This is a genomic window from Pseudomonas sp. AO-1 (genome assembly GCF_019775695.1).
Classification (GTDB): Bacteria; Pseudomonadota; Gammaproteobacteria; order Pseudomonadales; family Pseudomonadaceae; genus Aquipseudomonas; species Aquipseudomonas parakoreensis.
The window spans coordinates 2,349,918-2,366,475 of record NZ_CP079947.1; the positions used below are offsets into that span (position 1 = coordinate 2,349,918).

Here is a 16,558-nt window from a genome sequence, read left to right on the forward strand (position 1 = left end):
GGGCTGCGGCCCCTGTCGTACCTGCCCAGGACACGTTTTTGCCAATCCCCATTCACGAACCGCATCAAACTCCCGGCACGCTTAAACGCCTGCCGTTGCGTAAGGCGGCAGCGCTGTTCATCGTTGCGGTGTGCCTGTGCCTGTCCGGCTTGCTTTATTTGCAGCTGGAGCAGACGCGGCGTCAGGACCTGGCGAACGCGCAGGTTGCCTCCACCAACTTGACCCGAGCCATGGCGCAGCAGGCCGAAGACACGTTTCTGGCTGCCGATCTGGTGCTCACCAGTCTCGCCGACTGGGTCGAGGACGACGGATATGGCGCCGCGCAACGACCACGCCTGCAGCAGACCTTCGCCCGTCGGGTGCAGCAACTGGAACAGCTGCACGGCATGTTCCTGTTTGACCGCGAGGGGCAGTGGGTGATCACCTCGTTCCCGGACTTGCCTCGTGGCAACGGGGTGGCCGACCGCGAGTACTTCAAGTTTCACCAGCAAAACGTTTCTACCGTGGCGCACATCGGCCCGGCGATCCGCAGTCGGGAAAATGGAGAGTGGATCATTCCGATCTCGAAGCGCATCAATGACCGCGCCGGCAACTTTCAGGGCGTGCTGATGGCCGGGATCAAGATGGCGTACTTCGACCGCTTCTTCAAAAGCTTCAGCCTCGATGATAGCGGCATCATGTTTCTCGGCCTCAAGGACGGCACCCTGCTGGCGCGGCGGCCGTTCGACGAGAGCCTGATCGGCTCGTCGCTGGCGCGGGGCAAGATCTATCAGAAGCTGCTGCCTGAGGCGCCGGCCGGTACGGCGATGATCAGATCGGTGGTCGACGGCGTGGTGCGTTTATACGGCTACCGGCAGCTGACGGCTTACCCGCTGGTGGTCGCGTCCGCCTCTTCGCGCGACACGATTCTCAAGGGTTGGTCCGAGCGGGCCTTTCAGTCCAGCGTGATTGTGGCGTTGGTGATTCTCGGCGTCGGCCTGTTCGGCTGGGTGTTCATTCATCAGGTGCGTGACGGTGAGCGTATCGAGAAAAACTTGCGCAGGGCGCAGCGCGCACTGGAGCAGATTGCGACTCATGACAGCCTGACCGGACTGGCGAACCGGCGGCTGTTCGAGCAATCGCTGGACATCGAATTCGCCCGCGGTGCACGGCAGTCGAGTCCGGTCGGCCTGATCATGCTCGATATCGATTTCTTCAAACGCTACAACGATGCCTACGGCCATGTGGCGGGGGATCATTGCCTGACCCAGGTGGCCCAAGTGCTGAAGAACAGTTGCCAGCGCAAGGCTGATCTGGCAGTACGTTACGGCGGCGAAGAGTTCGCGGTGCTGCTGCCGGACACTGACATCAACGGCACGCTGGCGATTGCCGGGCAGATCCGCCGCAGCGTGATGGACAAGCGCATCACCCACAGCGGTTCGCCGACCGGCTACCTGACAGTGAGCCTGGGTTGCTACGCGTTTGTGCCCAGCGGAAACGACAGCCTGGAAGAATTTATCCAGCGTGCCGACGCGGCGTTGTATCAGGCGAAAAATGCCGGGCGTAATCGCGCGGCGGTGTTGTCGCTGGAATCGGAGGTTGCCGAGTTGATGCGTTCGGATCGCTGAAGTTTCAGCGCTCCAGCAGAGGAGAGGGAGCAAACTCCCTCTCACAGGCCTCATCACTCACCGTAACGCCGGTTCGTTCAGCTGCCCGAGCCACCGCCCGCACCGCCGGTCCCGCCGCCCGCCGCACCGGTGCCGCCGCCAGCCCCCGAACCAGAACCCATGGCGCCGCCGTTGGTGCCGGTGCCATTGCCAGATCCGGGGCTACCCGCGCCGTTACTGCCGGCCGGTGCGCCTGGGGTGTTGTCCGGCGGTTTGGGCGTGCTTTTGTTGACGTCGGGGTTGGTGCTCGATGTACCGGAACTGTCGTTCGCCGCGAAGCTGGCAGCCGAAGTCGTAGCCAGCAGGCCGGCGAGCAACAAAGAAGTGAGTGTACGTGTAGTCATGGTACGTCTCCAGAAAGGGGCGATTACCTGACGTTGGTCTGACACGTTTACCCGTTGGTGCCGATTGGCTGACGAGCGGTTATCGAGCTGCAGTATCGATCATCAGTCGCGGCCGGTTGATCCGATGCAACCACCGGCGCCGCCACAGGGTCACAATTTTCCCACCTTGTTCGCCGGAGCCTGGACGATGAAAAACCTGCGGATCGCCACCTTCAACGTCAACGGTTTGCGTGCGCGGTTACCGAACCTGCTGCAATGGCTCAAGCGCGAGCAGCCGGACATTGCCTGCCTGCAGGAACTCAAGTCGGTGGACAGTGCATTTCCGGCTGCCGAACTCGAAGCGGCGGGTTACGGCGCGATCTGGCACGGTCAGGCGTCATGGAACGGCGTGGCGATCCTCGCTCGCGATGCGCAACCGTTGGAAAGCCGTCGTGGTCTGCCGGGCGATCCCGACGACAAGCACAGTCGTTATCTGGAGGCGGCGGTGCACGGCGTGCTGGTCGGCTGCCTGTACTTGCCCAACGGCAATCCGCAGCCGGGGCCGAAGTTCGATTACAAACTGGCCTGGTTCGAACGCCTGATCCGCTACGCCAAGGATCTGCAAAGCAGCGATCATCCGGTGGTGCTGGCCGGCGATTACAACGTGGTGCCCACCGATATGGACATCTATAACACCCGTTCCTGGCTCAAGGATGCGCTGCTGCAGCCCGAAAGCCGCGAGTGTTATCAACGTCTGCTCGATCAGGGCTGGACGGATTCGCTGCGTCATCTGTATCCCGAGGATCGCCTCTACACGTTCTGGGATTACTTCCGCCAGCATTGGCAAACCAACTCCGGTCTGCGCATTGATCATCTGCTGCTCAACCCGGAACTCAGCCCTTACCTGCACGAGGCCGGGGTCGATGCCTGGGTGCGCAACGAACCGCACGCCAGCGACCATGCACCGACGTGGATTCGCATCGGTTCGCGCAAGCGGCGGTAGCGCTGATTGGCGAAATCAATTGTCGGAGTCGGGGCCCAATCCCGTATACCTGTCGGCCAGCGGCACAGCGAGCCGCGGCCACATGCAAAAGGACTGAGCAATGAGCGAGCCACGTCTGGCGAATCCGACGTTGTACCTGCAGCGCCTGGGATTCGATGCCCCACCGGCACCGACCCTGGAAACCCTGCGGCAGTTGCAGTTACGCCATACCGGGATCTTCCCGTTCGAGAACCTGTCGACGATCACGGGCGCACCGGTGCTGATCGATCTGGCGTCGGTCGAACAGAAAGTTCTCCACGGTGGTCGGGGTGGTTACTGCTACGAATTGAACAATCTGTTTCTGGCGTTGCTGCAGGAATTGGGCTTCGAGGCCCGTGGTATCTCCGGGCGCGTGGTACTGGCGCAACCCGAGGGCACGTGGACGGCGCGCACCCATCGCTTGAGCCTGGTGATCATCGATGGCGAACGCTACATCACCGATGTCGGCTTTGGCGGCATGGTGCCGACTGCGCCGCTGTTGCTCGATACCGAGGCTGAACAGCCGACGCCGCACGAGTCCTATCGCATCGAGAAACAGGCCGACGGCTACATGCTGCGGGCCAGTGTCGCAGGCGAGTGGCGTGCGATGTACCTGTTTGATCTGCAACGCCAGGAAGACATCGATTACACCCTCGGCAACTGGTACGTCTCGACCCATCCCGAGTCACCGTTCGCCAAACGGCTGATGGTTGCGCGTACCGGCGATGGCTGGCGACGGACTCTGAACAACGGCAGCTTCGCGGTTCATCACATGGGCGCCGACAGCGAACGGCGCGAGGTGGCGGATGTCGATGAGTTGATCGAGGTGCTGGAGCAGGAGTTCGGCCTGCGCCTGCCTGACCAGCCGCCTGTGCGTCAGTCGCTGGCGCGGATGCTCGTACCGGCCTGATCTCAGGGCTTTGCCTCCGGTTCCAGTACCCGGCGGATTTCACCGACCGCCGCCGAGAGCTTTTTTTCCAGGGTCTTGAGGTCGGCGGCGGTGATGCCTTTCTTGAATTGCCCGGAGTGGGGCGGCTCGGCCTCCTGCATTTTGCTGCCAGCCTCCAGCAGGGCATGGCGCAGGGTGTTGTTGATCACCGTCTGATAACCGAAGCCTTCGTTTTCCGCCACGTTGCGGGCGGCTTCGATGACGGCGTCATCGAGCATGATGGTGATGCGGGTCTTGCCCTTGGCGGGCGCCAAGGCACCGCGTTTGCCCTGCGAGAAGTCGTATTCGTCTTTCATTGTTCAAGCCTCCAGAAAGTAAGCGCAACGCTCGCTCGGTGTGGCGACACGTGCAGAAATGATTCGTACGACGTTGGCTTCGCGATAACTGTACGCAACCACCAGCAAACGCCCTTTGCCATCGAGGCCGAGGGTGATCCAGCGCTGTTCGTCATGGTCGTTGTCCTCGATCGTCAGCGCGCGCTCGTCGTGAAAGACCGGCTCGGTCTCGGCAAGGCTGACACCCCTGTGCTTGAGTTTGTTGGCTGCGTTCTTGCTTTTGTCGTACTGAATTTCGAATGACTTCATTATGCATACTTTATATGTATAAAAAAGGGCGCCAATGCACCGCTGGTCGCCATGAACACTTCAGCCTAGTGCGATAAAACCCGGGGGCAGGAGGGGATGTGTTGCCGGATTTGTGGGAGCTAGAGGTGGCGGGATAGAAGCTTGGGTGGCTACCTATCCATTATGTGACCGATAAGTTGTATACAACTCTATGGACATTTGTCCCGAGTATTGAATACAGTGTGCGCATAACAAAAACCAGGGAACCCCCCACATGAAAACGCCCCATGTTTCACACCAACGGCCCGAGGACGAAAATCTCGGGGTCGGCGCGAATATGGCTTACGGCCTGCAACATGTTCTGACCATGTACGGCGGTATCGTTGCGGTGCCACTGATCATTGGCCAGGCGGCCGGGCTGTCGCCGGCGGACATTGGTTTGTTGATTGCTGCTTCATTGTTTGCGGGGGGGCTGGCAACACTGCTGCAAACCCTGGGTCTACCGTTTTTTGGCTGTCAGTTGCCGCTGGTGCAGGGCGTGTCGTTCTCCGGTGTGGCGACCATGGTCGCGATCGTCAGCAGTGGCGGGGAGGGCGGCTTCCAGTCGGTGCTGGGCGCGGTGATTGCCGCGTCGTTGATCGGCTTGCTGATCACCCCGGTGTTCTCGCGAATCACCAAGTTTTTCCCTCCATTGGTCACCGGTATCGTGATCACTACCATTGGTCTGACGCTGATGCCGGTGGCGGCGCGCTGGGCCATGGGTGGCAACAGCCATGCGCCGGACTTCGGCAGCATGCAGAACATCGGGCTGGCGGCGGTCACGCTGGTGCTGGTGTTGTTGCTGAGCAAGGTCGGCAGTTCGACCATCTCGCGTCTGTCGATCCTGTTGGCCATGGTGATCGGCACGGTGCTGGCAGTGTTCCTTGGCATGGCGGATTTCTCCGGTGTCGCTCAAGGGCCGATGTTCGGCTTCCCGACGCCGTTCCACTTCGGCATGCCGACTTTCCACTTCGCCGCGATCCTGTCGATGTGCATCGTGGTCATGGTGACCCTGGTGGAAACCTCGGCGGACATTCTGGCGGTCGGTGAGATCATCGGCACCAAGGTCGACTCCAAACGCCTGGGCAACGGTTTGCGCGCCGACATGCTGTCGAGCATGTTTGCACCAATCTTCGGATCGTTCACCCAAAGCGCCTTCGCGCAGAACGTCGGGCTGGTGGCGGTGACCGGGATCAAGAGTCGTTATGTGGTGGCCACCGGCGGTATCTTCCTGGTGATCCTCGGCCTGCTGCCGTTCATGGGTCGGGTGATTGCCGCAGTGCCGACCTCAGTGCTGGGCGGTGCCGGTATCGTGCTGTTCGGTACGGTGGCGGCGAGCGGCATCCGTACGCTGTCGAAGGTCGATTACCGCAACAACGTCAACCTGATCATCGTCGCGACCTCGATCGGCTTCGGCATGATCCCGATTGCCGCGCCGAACTTCTACGATCATTTCCCGAGCTGGTTCGCGACCATTTTCCACTCGGGCATCAGTTCATCGGCGATCATGGCGATTGTGCTGAACCTGGCCTTCAACCACTTCACTGCCGGCAACTCGGATCAGCAGTCGGTGTTTGCGGCTGCGGAAGAGCGCACTCTGCGTTATCGCGACCTGGCGGCGTTGCGTGAGGGTGACTACTTCAGCGACGGCAAGCTGCACGATTGCGATGGCAAAGAAGTGCCGGTAGTCGAGCCTGATGACCACGATCATGGGCATGGGGCGCCGAAGGTGCAGGTGAAGAGTGGCGAGCATGTCTGATCGCTGACTGGATGAAAAAGGCCGATCTGTTGTGAGACAGATCGGCCTTTTTGGTTTGAAGAGCAAAAGATCGCAGCCTGCGGCAGCTCCTACAGGGGGAGCGCATTCCAAATGTAGGAGCTGCCGCAGGCTGCGATCTTTTGATCTTTTGGACTTTCGAGCGCCCACAAAAAAGCCCCTGAATCTTTCGATTCAGGGGCTTTGCTATTTGGCTCCACAACCTGGACTCGAACCAGGGACCCAATGATTAACAGTCATTTGCTCTACCAACTGAGCTATTGCGGAATTGGTGCGTATGTTACTGATTTAAAAAGACTAGTCAAGCTTTGCCGATTCTTTTTTTGCCGAACGGCTGTCAGCCGCCGAATGTAAGGGTGCCCATCAGCAGCTTTGCGTACAACGCCGTGGCCGCCAGTTGCACCAGCCACAGCGCCAGGCCGCCAAGGAATACCCCGGCCGCCACTTGCAGCACCAGGTTTTTGTCGCGTTTGGCCGGGGCGCGGGGGATGAAGTCATCCAGGTCGTCTCGGTCGGCGCGCAGGTTGTCGTTTTTCATGTGGGTTATTCCTGGATATATACGAAACCTGTGGGAGCGAGTCTGCTCGCGAAAGCATCGGATCAGTCGCCATGATCTTTGGCTGATACACCGATTTCGCGAGCAGGCTCGCTCCCACAGTTCAGATTTGTATGCAGTTTAGAGGGAATGTTGCATTCCTTCGGACAAATAAAAAACGGGAAGCCCCAAGGCTTCCCGTTTTTCATTGCCAGGCGAATCAGATGACCTGAACGATCGCATCCGTTACCGCTTTGATGTTGCTCTGGTTCAGTGCCGCGACGCAGATGCGGCCGGTGTCCAGGGCGTAGATGCCGAACTCGTTACGCAGGCGATGCACCTGTTCGGTGGTCAGGCCGGAGTAGGAGAACATGCCGCGCTGACGGCCGACGAAGCTGAAGTCACGCTGCGGGGCTTTCTCGGCCAGCAGGGCGACCATCTGCTCGCGCATGCCGCGAATGCGCAGGCGCATTTCTGCCAGTTCGGCTTCCCACTGGGCGCGCAGTTCCGGGCTGTTCAACACGGCGGCGACAACGCTGGCACCGTGAGTCGGCGGGTTGGAGTAGTTGGTGCGGATCACGCGCTTGACCTGCGACAGCACGCGCGCGCTTTCTTCTTTCGATTCGCTGACGATCGACAGGGCGCCCACGCGCTCGCCGTACAGCGAGAACGACTTGGAGAACGAGCTCGAAACGAAGAAAGTCAGGCCCGATTCAGCGAACAGACGCACCGCTGCGGCGTCCTCGTCGATGCCGTCGCCGAAACCCTGGTAAGCCATGTCGAGGAACGGCACGTGACCTTTGGCCTTGACCACGTCCAGCACATTCTTCCAGTCGGCCGGGGTCAGGTCGACGCCGGTCGGGTTGTGGCAGCAGGCGTGCAGCACAACGATCGAGCCGTTCGGCAGGGCATTGAGGTCGTCGAGCATGCCGGCACGGTTCACGTCGTGGGTGGCGGCGTCGTAGTAACGGTAGTTCTGCACCGGGAAGCCAGCGGTTTCGAACAGCGCACGGTGGTTTTCCCAGCTCGGGTCGCTGATGGCCACGACGGCGTTCGGCAGCAGTTGCTTGAGGAAGTCGGCACCGATTTTCAGCGCGCCGGTACCGCCGACAGCCTGAGTGGTGACAATGCGACCGGCAGCGATCAGCGGCGAGTCGTTACCGAACAGCAGCTTTTGCACGGCCTGGTCGTAGGCGGCAATGCCGTCGATCGGCAGGTAGCCACGGGAGGCGTGCTGAGCAGCGCGAATGGTTTCGGCTTCGATCACCGCGCGCAGCAGGGGAATTCGCCCCTCTTCGTTGCAGTAAACACCTACACCCAGGTTGACCTTGGTGGTCCGGGTATCGGCGTTGAATGCTTCGTTGAGGCCCAGGATTGGATCGCGGGGTGCCATTTCGACAGCGGAGAACAGGCTCATTATTACGGCGGCTCTGAATGGAGAGTGGAGGGACGTGTCGCGCTCCAGCCGAATGCACTAGAGCGGTGCACAAACGGGGAGCTAGTATAGAGGCCATTACTGAGCAATGGCGACAGGCGATTCAGCTTTTCCGGCAAGTTTTTCCGATTATTTCTTGACCGTTAGTCGATTGACTCTGTCAGAGACTTTACCGGATGTAGGACGTTTGCCTTGAAAGGCGAGGCAATCGGCTCCACATTGAGCACAATCTTCGTTTTTCCTTGGGCGACAACGGTCGTTTGCGGTCATCCCCGCGGCTCGGCTGTTTTCTGCGCGAGCCGCGATCCCAGAGGTGTGTATGTCCGAATTCCAGCTAGTCACCCGCTTCGAGCCTGCCGGCGATCAGCCAGAAGCGATCCGCCAATTGGTCGAGGGCATCGAAGCCGGGCTGGCGCACCAGACGCTGCTCGGTGTGACCGGCTCGGGCAAGACCTTCAGCATCGCCAATGTCATCTCGCAGGTACAGCGCCCGACGCTGGTGCTGGCGCCGAACAAGACCCTCGCCGCGCAACTGTATGGCGAGTTCAAGGCGTTCTTCCCGAACAACGCGGTCGAGTATTTCGTTTCCTACTACGACTACTACCAGCCCGAAGCCTATGTGCCGTCGTCCGACACCTTCATCGAGAAGGACGCGTCGATCAACGACCACATCGAGCAGATGCGTCTGTCCGCGACCAAGGCGTTGCTCGAGCGCAAGGACGCGATCATCGTCACCACGGTCTCGTGCATCTACGGTCTCGGTAGTCCGGAAACCTATCTGAAGATGGTGCTGCACGTCGATCGCGGCGACAAACTCGATCAGCGCGCGTTGCTGCGACGTCTGGCCGACCTGCAATACACCCGCAACGACATGGATTTTGCCCGCGCGACATTCCGCGTGCGCGGCGACGTGATCGACATTTACCCGGCTGAATCCGATCTGGAAGCGATCCGCATCGAGCTGTTCGATGACGAGGTCGAGAGCATTTCCGCGTTCGACCCGCTGACCGGCGAAGTCATCCGCAAGATGCCGCGCTTCACCTTCTATCCGAAGAGTCACTACGTGACGCCGCGCGAAACCCTGCTCGACGCCATCGAGGGGATCAAGGTCGAGCTGCAGGAACGTCTCGAATACCTGCGCAGCAGCAACAAACTGGTGGAAGCCCAGCGCCTGGAGCAGCGCACCCGATTCGACCTGGAAATGATCCTCGAACTGGGTTACTGCAACGGCATCGAAAACTACTCGCGCTACCTGTCCGGGCGTCCTGCCGGCGCCGCGCCGCCAACGCTCTATGACTACCTGCCGGCCGACGCCTTGCTGGTGATCGACGAATCCCACGTCAGCGTGCCGCAAGTCGGCGCGATGTATAAGGGCGACCGTTCGCGTAAAGAAACCCTGGTGGAATATGGCTTCCGCTTGCCGTCGGCACTGGACAACCGGCCCATGCGCTTTGACGAGTGGGAAGGGGTCAGCCCGCAGACGATTTTCGTCTCGGCGACGCCGGGCAACTACGAGGCCGAACACGCCGGGCGCGTGGTCGAGCAAGTGGTGCGCCCGACCGGCCTGGTCGACCCGCAGGTTGAAGTGCGCCCGGCGCTGACCCAGGTTGACGACTTGCTCTCGGAAATCACCAAGCGCGTGGCGGTCGAGGAGCGGGTGCTGGTCACCACGCTGACCAAACGCATGGCCGAAGACCTCACTGATTATCTCGCCGACCACGGCGTGCGCGTGCGTTATCTGCACTCGGATATCGACACCGTCGAGCGGGTCGAGATCATCCGCGATCTGCGCTTGGGCACCTTCGATGTGCTGGTGGGGATCAACCTGCTGCGTGAAGGTCTGGACATGCCGGAAGTGTCGCTGGTGGCGATCCTCGATGCTGACAAGGAGGGCTTCCTGCGTTCCGAGCGCTCGCTGATTCAGACCATCGGCCGGGCCGCGCGCAACCTCAATGGCCGGGCGATTCTCTACGCCGACCGCATCACTGGTTCGATGGAGCGGGCGATTGGCGAGACCGAGCGTCGTCGTGACAAGCAGATTGCCTTCAACCTCGCCAACGGCATCACGCCCAAAGGGGTGTTCAAAGACGTCGCCGACATCATGGAAGGCGCCACCGTGCCCGGCTCGCGCAGCAAGAAGCGCAAGGGTATGGCCAAGGCTGCCGAAGAAAACGCCAAGTACGAAGCCGAACTGCGCTCGCCGAGCGAAATCACCAAACGCATTCGCGCGCTGGAAGAGAAGATGTACCAGTTGGCGCGGGATCTGGAATTTGAGGCAGCGGCGCAGATGCGCGATGAGATTGCCAAACTGCGTGAGCGGCTTTTGGCGGTTTGAACTTCATCGCCTGATCGGGCCCATCGCTGGCAAGCCAGCTCCCACAGGGATTGAGGGCGTACACAAAATGTGTGAGCACCAAAGAAACTTGTGGGAGCTGGCTTGCCAGCGATGAGGCCGGTCCAGGCAACACAGATCAGTGAGACTCCCCAGCCTTCAATCCCTGCGGCAATTTTTTGGTCAACAAAATCGCCAACATGCTGACTCCCAGCGCAATCCCGACAAAGTGAAACGCATCGTTGTAAGCCATGATCAGCGCCTGCTGATGCACGATCTCGCTCAACTTGCCCAACGCCGCCGTGTCACTGCCAAAACGGTCGGTCATCGACGCCAGCCGCTCGGCCACTTGCGGATTGGTCGGCACCACCGCTTCACGCAAATAATCGAAGTAGGTTTTGGTGCGTGCATCCAATAGCGTGGCGAGCAGGGCGATGCCGATCGCGCCGCCGAGGTTGCGCAGGATGTTGAACAGGCTCGATGCCGACCCCGCGTCCTGCGGCAGGATGTACGCCGTAGCGATCAGCGAAATGGTGACCATGATCAGCGGTTGACCCAGCGCGCGGATGATCTGGATCTGATTGAACTGCGGCCCGGCGAAATCCGGGTTGAGCACCCCCGACGAAAAACTCGCCAGCCCGAACAGCCCGAAGCCCAGCGTGCACAGCCACTTCGGCGAGACGAATTTCATCAGCTTCGGCACCAGCGGAATCAGGAACAGCTGTGGCACGCCCATCCACATGATCACTTCGCCGATTTGCAGGGCGTTGTAGTTCTGGATCTGCGCCAAGTACAGCGGCAGCAGATAGATCGAGCCGTATAAACCGACGCCCATGCCGAGGCTGGAAATGCTCGACAGGCCGAAGTTGCGATTGCGCAGGATGCCGAGGTTGATCAGCGGGTTGGGTTTGGAGATCTGCACGATGACGAAGGTGATCAGGCTGAGGAGGGCGATGCTGCCGAGGGTCACGATCAGGTTCGATTCCAGCCAGTCCTTGCGGTGGCCTTCTTCGAGAAAGACTTGCAGGCAGCCGAGGCCGACACCCAGCGTGAGAATCCCGGTGTAGTCGGTGCTTTTCAGCAGCTCCCAGTGCGCTTCTTTCTTCTCCAGTCCGTACATCAGCCCGGCGATCATGATCAGCCCCGGCGGGATGTTGATGTAGAAGATGTATTCCCAGCCCCAGTTTTCCGTGAGCCAGCCGCCGAGGGTCGGGCCGATGGATGGGGCGAAGGTCGCGGTCATGGCGAACATTGCCATGCCTTTGGCGCGATGGTGTTCGGGGAGTTTGATCAGGGTCAGGGTGAATGCCAGCGGGATCAGTGCACCACCGGTGAAGCCCTGCATGGCGCGAAAGACGATCATGCTTTCGAGGCTCCAGGCCATCGAGCACAGCAGCGATGACACCAGAAATCCCAGCGACACCCACACCGCCAGCCGTCGTGCCGAGAGCAACTGCACCAGCCACGCGGTCAGCGGAATCATGATGATTTCCGCCACCAGATAGGAGGTGGAAATCCACGAGCCTTCTTCCAGTGTCGCCGACAGCGCGCCCTGAATGTCCTTGAGCGAAGAGTTGGTGATCTGAATGTCGAGCACTGCCATGAAGGCGCCAAGCATCACGCTCATCACCGCGATCCAGTCCCGCCGGGTCGGTTCGCCGACCGGGCGGATCAGTTGATCACCGGCCATTGTCTGGGGCGTCTTTGATGTTCACGGTGGCGGTGACCGACATGCCCGGACGGATCTTGCCATGCAACGGATTGTCAGCCTTGAACGTCAATTTCACCGGAATCCGCTGCACGACTTTGGTGAAGTTGCCGGTGGCGTTATCCGGCGGCAACAGGCTGAACTGCGCACCCGAGGCGGCGAACAGACTGTCGACACGCGCCTCGATCGGCGTGTCGCTGTAGGCGTCGAAAGTCAGTTCGGCTTTTTGGCCGGGGACCATGTGGCCGATCTGGGTTTCCTTGAAGTTGGCCTGCACCCAGATGTCTTCGTCCGGGACTATCGACAGCAGGTACGCGCCGGCCTGCACCACTTGGCCGTTGCGCGCGGCACGCTGGCCGACCATGCCGCTGATCGGCGCGTGAATGTCGCTGCGAGTCAGGTTGAGTTCGGCTTGCGCCAGATCGGCGCGGGCGTTGGCGATCTGCGCGTCGAGGCGTTTGATCTCGGCGGTCAGTGCGTTGACCTGCTGGCGCTGGCTCTGCGCATCGGCCTGAGCCTTGGCCACTTGCGAGCGGGCAATGTGATTGTCGGCGGAGAGGGTGGTGACCCGTTCCTCGGACACAAAACCAGGCTTGCGCAGGGCTTCAGCGCGAGACAGATCTATCTGCGAGCGACCCAGGGATGCCTGGGAGGCGGCCACTTGCGCGTCGCTGGCGGCGATCAGGCTCGATTGCTGAGTCAATTTGCTTTGTGCCTGCAAACGCTCGGCTTCGCGGGTGGCGAGGGCGGCGCTGGCGCGATCCACGGCGAGGCGGAAATCATTGGGTTCGAGGCGCACCAGCAACTGGCCTTTTTCCACGTGCTGGTTGTCCTGTACCAGCACTTCGTCGATGCGCGCGCTCAACTGGCTGGAGACGCGGGTGATCTCGCCCTGGACATAGGCATTGTCGGTGCTTTCATAAAAGCGTCCCTTGAAAAACCAATGGGCGAAGAAGCCCCCGGCAATCAACAGAACCAGCAGCAGGAAAACGAACAGGCGACGCTTGAGTTGGGCAGGCATGGGCAAACTGTAGTCGAGGAATTGTAAGGAAAGTTATCAGGGGACGAATCTGGCACGAAGCCGATAAACGGTAAATGCCGTCGACCGATATTCGGCCATTCGCCACGCTCTATGGGTGTTCCAGCCGCAAACTTGGCTTAAATGCCCTGCCCGCTGGAGCGGGGCGGGTGTCGCCTGTTACCATTCGCCGCTTGATTGTTTTGCTTTTCATTCTTTTCGAGACATGCCATGACCACCGTCCGCACTCGCATCGCGCCATCGCCTACCGGGGACCCCCACGTAGGTACCGCTTACATCGCATTGTTCAACTACTGCTTTGCCAAGCAGCATGGCGGTGAGTTCATCCTGCGCATCGAAGACACCGACCAGTTGCGTTCGACCCGCGAGTCCGAGCAGCAGATCTTCGACGCCCTGCGCTGGCTGGGGATCGACTGGAGCGAAGGTCCGGACGTCGGCGGCCCGCACGGCCCGTACCGGCAAAGCGAGCGTGGCGATATCTATCAGAAGTATTGCCAGCAACTGGTGGACATGGGCCACGCGTTCCCATGCTTCTGCACCGCTGAAGAACTGGACCAGATGCGCGCCGAACAAATGGCGCGCGGCGAAACCCCGCGTTACGACGGCCGCGCGCTGCTGCTGTCCAAGGAAGAGGTCGCGGCGCGTCTGGCCGCTGGCGAGCCGCACGTGATCCGCATGAAAGTGCCGACCGAAGGTGTCTGCGTGGTGCCGGACATGCTGCGTGGCGATGTCGAGATCCCGTGGGATCGCATGGACATGCAAGTGCTGATGAAGACCGACGGCCTGCCGACGTACTTCCTCGCCAACGTGGTCGACGACCACCTGATGGGCATCACCCATGTGCTGCGCGGCGAAGAATGGCTGCCATCGGCACCGAAACTGATTCTGCTGTACGAATACTTCGGCTGGGAGCAACCGGAGCTGTGCTACATGCCGCTGCTGCGTAACCCGGACAAGAGCAAGCTGTCCAAGCGCAAGAACCCGACCTCGGTGACGTTCTATGAGCGCATGGGCTTCATGCCGGAGGCGATGCTCAACTACCTCGGTCGCATGGGCTGGTCGATGCCGGACGAGCGCGAGAAGTTCTCGCTGCAGGAAATGGTCGACAACTTCGACCTCAAGCGTGTGTCCCTCGGCGGGCCGATCTTCGACATTGAGAAGCTGTCGTGGCTCAACGGCCAGTGGCTGCGTGACCTGCCGGTGGAAGAGTTCGCCGCGCGCGTGCAGAAATGGGCGTTCAATTCCGAATACATGATGAAGATCGCGCCGCACGTCCAGGGCCGCGTGGAAACCTTCAGCCAGGTTGCACCGTTGGCCGGGTTCTTCTTTGCCGGTGGTGTCAATCCGGATGCCAAGCTGTTCGAGTCGAAGAAGCTTTCGGGCGATCAGGTGCGTCAGTTGATGCAGTTGATCCTGTGGAAGCTGGAAAGCCTGCGTCAGTGGGAGAAGGACAGCATCACCGCAACGATTCAGGCGGTGGTCGAATCCCTCGAGCTGAAGCTGCGTGACGCAATGCCGCTGATGTTTGCCGCGATTACCGGGCAGGCGAGTTCGGTATCGGTGCTCGATGCGATGGAAATCCTCGGCCCGGACCTGACCCGTTTCCGTCTGCGCCAGGCTATCGACCTGCTGGGTGGCGTGTCGAAGAAAGAAAACAAAGAGTGGGAAAAGCTGCTGGGCGCTATCGCCTAAGCGCTTGCGGCTTGTGTAGGAGCTGCCGAAGGCTGCGATCTTTTGCTCTTGCTTCTAAAGACCAGCGGCAAAAGACCGCAGTCTGCGCCAGCTCCTGAAGGTCGGCGGTGTGCGTAAACCTCCCGGATTTTCGGGGGGAGGGCGGTAAGTGATTGTTATGCCGACAAAAAACTTTGAAATTTTTCAAAAATAAGTTTGACAGGCTTTCGATACGCCCTTAAGATTCGCCCCGTCCTCAGCGATGACATCAACGATGAGGGGCTATAGCTCAGCTGGGAGAGCGCTTGCATGGCATGCAAGAGGTCGACGGTTCGATCCCGTCTAGCTCCACCAATTTACACTTCGAAGCCTGGCCACACCGGCTCCGAAGCGATCAACACTCAGCGTTGATCAGTTGTATGGAAGGGTTTGCGTCCCCTTCGTCTAGTGGCCTAGGACACCGCCCTTTCACGGCGGTAACAGGGGTTCGAGTCCCCTAGGGGACGCCAGTTTTACAGAAGCGATGTTGCAAGATGTCGCTCCGCCGCGAGGCGAAAAATCCGGGGCTATAGCTCAGCTGGGAGAGCGCCTGCATGGCATGCAGGAGGTCAGCGGTTCGATCCCGCTTAGCTCCACCAATTTTACAGTTCAAGGTCTGGCCACACCGGCCTTGAATCAGATCAGATCTCAGCACTGATCAGCTGTATAGAAGGGTTTGTGTCCCCTTCGTCTAGTGGCCTAGGACACCGCCCTTTCACGGCGGTAACAGGGGTTCGAGTCCCCTAGGGGACGCCACGATTACCCGCTCTGCGGGATTTATAAGGGTCATTCAATTATTGAATGGCCCTTTTGTTTGTCTGGCGTTTGGCCAATTCTCCATTTTCCTTACACTGTGCTTCAGACCAGCGGTCATATCCTCGACTTGCAGAATATTATTATGCGAATAATATTCTAGTCGTAATATTCGGAGGCAACGATGAACGATAAAAAAGCTCAAACCCGCGAACGCATCCTCAAGGCTGCCAGCGCTGCGCTGATGCAGCGGGGGCCGGCGGACCCCAGCGTAGGCGAAGTGATGGGCGCCGCCGGCCTGACTGTTGGTGGTTTCTACGCGCACTTCGAAAGCAAGGACGCCATGATGCTCGAAGCGTTCAAGCAACTGCTCAGCCGTCGACGCGACCTGATTGCCGACATGGACGCCGAGCTGACCGGCGAAGAGCGTCGCGCCCTGGTTGCTGCGTTCTATCTGTCGCGCAAGCATCGGGATTCCAGCGACGCTGCGTGCCCGATACCGGCTTCGATTGGCGAACTGGGGCGTCTGCCGGAATCCTTCCGCATCGCACTGAACGAACACCTGGAACTGATGATTGCGCAGTTGGCGTCCAGCCCCGAGGACACCGACAAGGCATTGGCCGATGTGGCCTTGATGGTGGGTGGTCTGGCGCTGGCGCGCGCGTTGGGCCCGGGCGATTTATCCGATCGATTGCTGCGCGCTGCCAAGTCGGCGGTGCGTTGACCTG

The 16,558-nt window shown here is 60.2% G+C and carries 14 protein-coding genes and 5 tRNA genes; 11 read left to right on the plus strand and 8 right to left on the minus strand.

The genetic code is table 11. From position 1 onward, the window contains the following. Nucleotides 1–38: 38 nt before the first annotated feature. A complete protein-coding gene (locus KVQ82_RS10935) occupies nt 39–1,607 on the plus strand; it encodes a sensor domain-containing diguanylate cyclase (RefSeq protein ID WP_222018852.1) in 1,569 nt (522 codons plus the stop codon). Between the two features lie 77 nt (nt 1,608–1,684). Here the strand turns inward: KVQ82_RS10935 and KVQ82_RS10940 are convergent, their stop codons facing one another. Then, nucleotides 1,685–1,990 (minus strand): hypothetical protein, encoded by a 306-nt coding sequence (locus KVQ82_RS10940; protein WP_086793229.1) that lies wholly within the window; start codon nt 1,988–1,990, stop codon nt 1,685–1,687. A gap of 187 nt (nt 1,991–2,177) precedes the next feature. Between KVQ82_RS10940 and xth the strand changes: the two genes are divergently transcribed. Beyond that, nucleotides 2,178–2,972, plus strand: a complete 795-nt coding sequence (gene xth, locus KVQ82_RS10945) for an exodeoxyribonuclease III (RefSeq protein ID WP_222018853.1) — start codon at nt 2,178–2,180, stop codon at nt 2,970–2,972. Between the two features lie 100 nt (nt 2,973–3,072). Then, nucleotides 3,073–3,900 carry an arylamine N-acetyltransferase gene (locus KVQ82_RS10950; RefSeq protein WP_222018854.1) on the plus strand — a complete coding sequence of 276 codons (828 nt, stop codon included), beginning with the start codon at nt 3,073–3,075 and terminating at the stop codon, nt 3,898–3,900. Between the two features lie 2 nt (nt 3,901–3,902). Here the strand turns inward: KVQ82_RS10950 and KVQ82_RS10955 are convergent, their stop codons facing one another. Both KVQ82_RS10955 and KVQ82_RS10960 read right to left on the minus strand, forming a co-directional pair. Further along, nucleotides 3,903–4,235: a BrnA antitoxin family protein gene (locus tag KVQ82_RS10955; protein ID WP_222018855.1), complete on the minus strand. Its 333-nt coding sequence runs from the start codon at nt 4,233–4,235 to the stop codon at nt 3,903–3,905. Between the two features lie 3 nt (nt 4,236–4,238). Beyond that, the gene (locus KVQ82_RS10960) at nt 4,239–4,523 is read right to left on the minus strand and encodes a BrnT family toxin (protein WP_095668807.1); all 285 of its coding nucleotides are present in this window, start codon (nt 4,521–4,523) and stop codon (nt 4,239–4,241) included. Between the two features lie 253 nt (nt 4,524–4,776). Between KVQ82_RS10960 and KVQ82_RS10965 the strand changes: the two genes are divergently transcribed. Further along, complete coding sequence (locus KVQ82_RS10965; protein ID WP_222018856.1) at nt 4,777–6,300, plus strand: nucleobase:cation symporter-2 family protein; 1,524 nt, start codon at nt 4,777–4,779, stop codon at nt 6,298–6,300. Nucleotides 6,301–6,509: 209 nt separating this feature from the next. On the opposite strand, the gene KVQ82_RS10970 is transcribed toward KVQ82_RS10965, so the two are convergent. From KVQ82_RS10970 to KVQ82_RS10980, 3 genes are all read right to left on the minus strand, one after another. Further along, nucleotides 6,510–6,585 (minus strand) — tRNA-Asn (locus tag KVQ82_RS10970). A 70-nt stretch (nt 6,586–6,655) separates the two neighbouring features. Further along, nucleotides 6,656–6,856, minus strand: coding sequence for a hypothetical protein (locus KVQ82_RS10975; RefSeq protein WP_108183252.1), 201 nt, complete (start codon nt 6,854–6,856; stop codon nt 6,656–6,658). A gap of 217 nt (nt 6,857–7,073) precedes the next feature. Next, complete coding sequence (locus KVQ82_RS10980; RefSeq protein WP_025111170.1) at nt 7,074–8,270, minus strand: amino acid aminotransferase; 1,197 nt, start codon at nt 8,268–8,270, stop codon at nt 7,074–7,076. A gap of 337 nt (nt 8,271–8,607) precedes the next feature. Between KVQ82_RS10980 and uvrB the strand changes: the two genes are divergently transcribed. After that, nucleotides 8,608–10,623 (plus strand): excinuclease ABC subunit UvrB, encoded by a 2,016-nt coding sequence (uvrB, locus tag KVQ82_RS10985; RefSeq protein WP_108183251.1) that lies wholly within the window; start codon nt 8,608–8,610, stop codon nt 10,621–10,623. A gap of 136 nt (nt 10,624–10,759) precedes the next feature. Here the strand turns inward: uvrB and KVQ82_RS10990 are convergent, their stop codons facing one another. Together KVQ82_RS10990 and KVQ82_RS10995 are read right to left on the minus strand one after the other, a co-directional pair. Beyond that, on the minus strand, nt 10,760–12,250 hold the full coding sequence (locus KVQ82_RS10990; RefSeq protein ID WP_222019379.1) for an MDR family MFS transporter: 1,491 nt from the start codon (nt 12,248–12,250) through the stop codon (nt 10,760–10,762). 49 nt (nt 12,251–12,299) lie between these two features. Then, nucleotides 12,300–13,349, minus strand: a complete 1,050-nt coding sequence (locus KVQ82_RS10995) for an HlyD family secretion protein (RefSeq protein WP_047293197.1) — start codon at nt 13,347–13,349, stop codon at nt 12,300–12,302. Between the two features lie 228 nt (nt 13,350–13,577). Between KVQ82_RS10995 and gltX the strand changes: the two genes are divergently transcribed. The 6 genes from gltX to KVQ82_RS11025 all read left to right on the plus strand — a co-directional run bounded on the left by gltX (nt 13,578) and on the right by KVQ82_RS11025 (nt 16,554). After that, on the plus strand, nt 13,578–15,059 hold the full coding sequence (gene gltX, locus KVQ82_RS11000) for a glutamate--tRNA ligase (RefSeq protein ID WP_047293199.1): 1,482 nt from the start codon (nt 13,578–13,580) through the stop codon (nt 15,057–15,059). Nucleotides 15,060–15,316: 257 nt separating this feature from the next. Further along, nucleotides 15,317–15,392, plus strand: a tRNA-Ala gene (locus tag KVQ82_RS11005). Between the two features lie 79 nt (nt 15,393–15,471). Continuing rightward, a tRNA-Glu gene (locus KVQ82_RS11010) sits at nt 15,472–15,547 on the plus strand. Nucleotides 15,548–15,600: 53 nt separating this feature from the next. Further along, nucleotides 15,601–15,676: transfer RNA gene (locus KVQ82_RS11015), tRNA-Ala, on the plus strand. An 81-nt stretch (nt 15,677–15,757) separates the two neighbouring features. Then, nucleotides 15,758–15,833, plus strand: a tRNA-Glu gene (locus KVQ82_RS11020). 181 nt (nt 15,834–16,014) lie between these two features. Beyond that, nucleotides 16,015–16,554, plus strand: coding sequence for a TetR/AcrR family transcriptional regulator (locus KVQ82_RS11025; RefSeq protein WP_041066015.1), 540 nt, complete (start codon nt 16,015–16,017; stop codon nt 16,552–16,554). Nucleotides 16,555–16,558 lie beyond the last annotated feature (4 nt).

What these genes read in the sequence shown, in the direction of transcription:
- KVQ82_RS10940 (WP_086793229.1), bottom strand. Translation starts at nt 1,990, where the DNA reads ATGACTACACGTACACTCACTTCTTTGTTGCTCGCCGGCCTGCTGGCT.
- xth (WP_222018853.1), top strand. Translation starts at nt 2,178, where the DNA reads ATGAAAAACCTGCGGATCGCCACCTTCAACGTCAACGGTTTGCGTGCG.
- KVQ82_RS10950 (WP_222018854.1), top strand. Translation starts at nt 3,073, where the DNA reads ATGAGCGAGCCACGTCTGGCGAATCCGACGTTGTACCTGCAGCGCCTG.
- KVQ82_RS10955 (WP_222018855.1), bottom strand. Translation starts at nt 4,235, where the DNA reads ATGAAAGACGAATACGACTTCTCGCAGGGCAAACGCGGTGCCTTGGCG.
- KVQ82_RS10960 (WP_095668807.1), bottom strand. Translation starts at nt 4,523, where the DNA reads ATGAAGTCATTCGAAATTCAGTACGACAAAAGCAAGAACGCAGCCAAC.
- KVQ82_RS10965 (WP_222018856.1), top strand. Translation starts at nt 4,777, where the DNA reads ATGAAAACGCCCCATGTTTCACACCAACGGCCCGAGGACGAAAATCTC.
- KVQ82_RS10975 (WP_108183252.1), bottom strand. Translation starts at nt 6,856, where the DNA reads ATGAAAAACGACAACCTGCGCGCCGACCGAGACGACCTGGATGACTTC.
- KVQ82_RS10980 (WP_025111170.1), bottom strand. Translation starts at nt 8,270, where the DNA reads ATGAGCCTGTTCTCCGCTGTCGAAATGGCACCCCGCGATCCAATCCTG.
- uvrB (WP_108183251.1), top strand. Translation starts at nt 8,608, where the DNA reads ATGTCCGAATTCCAGCTAGTCACCCGCTTCGAGCCTGCCGGCGATCAG.
- KVQ82_RS10995 (WP_047293197.1), bottom strand. Translation starts at nt 13,349, where the DNA reads ATGCCTGCCCAACTCAAGCGTCGCCTGTTCGTTTTCCTGCTGCTGGTT.
- gltX (WP_047293199.1), top strand. Translation starts at nt 13,578, where the DNA reads ATGACCACCGTCCGCACTCGCATCGCGCCATCGCCTACCGGGGACCCC.
- KVQ82_RS11025 (WP_041066015.1), top strand. Translation starts at nt 16,015, where the DNA reads ATGAACGATAAAAAAGCTCAAACCCGCGAACGCATCCTCAAGGCTGCC.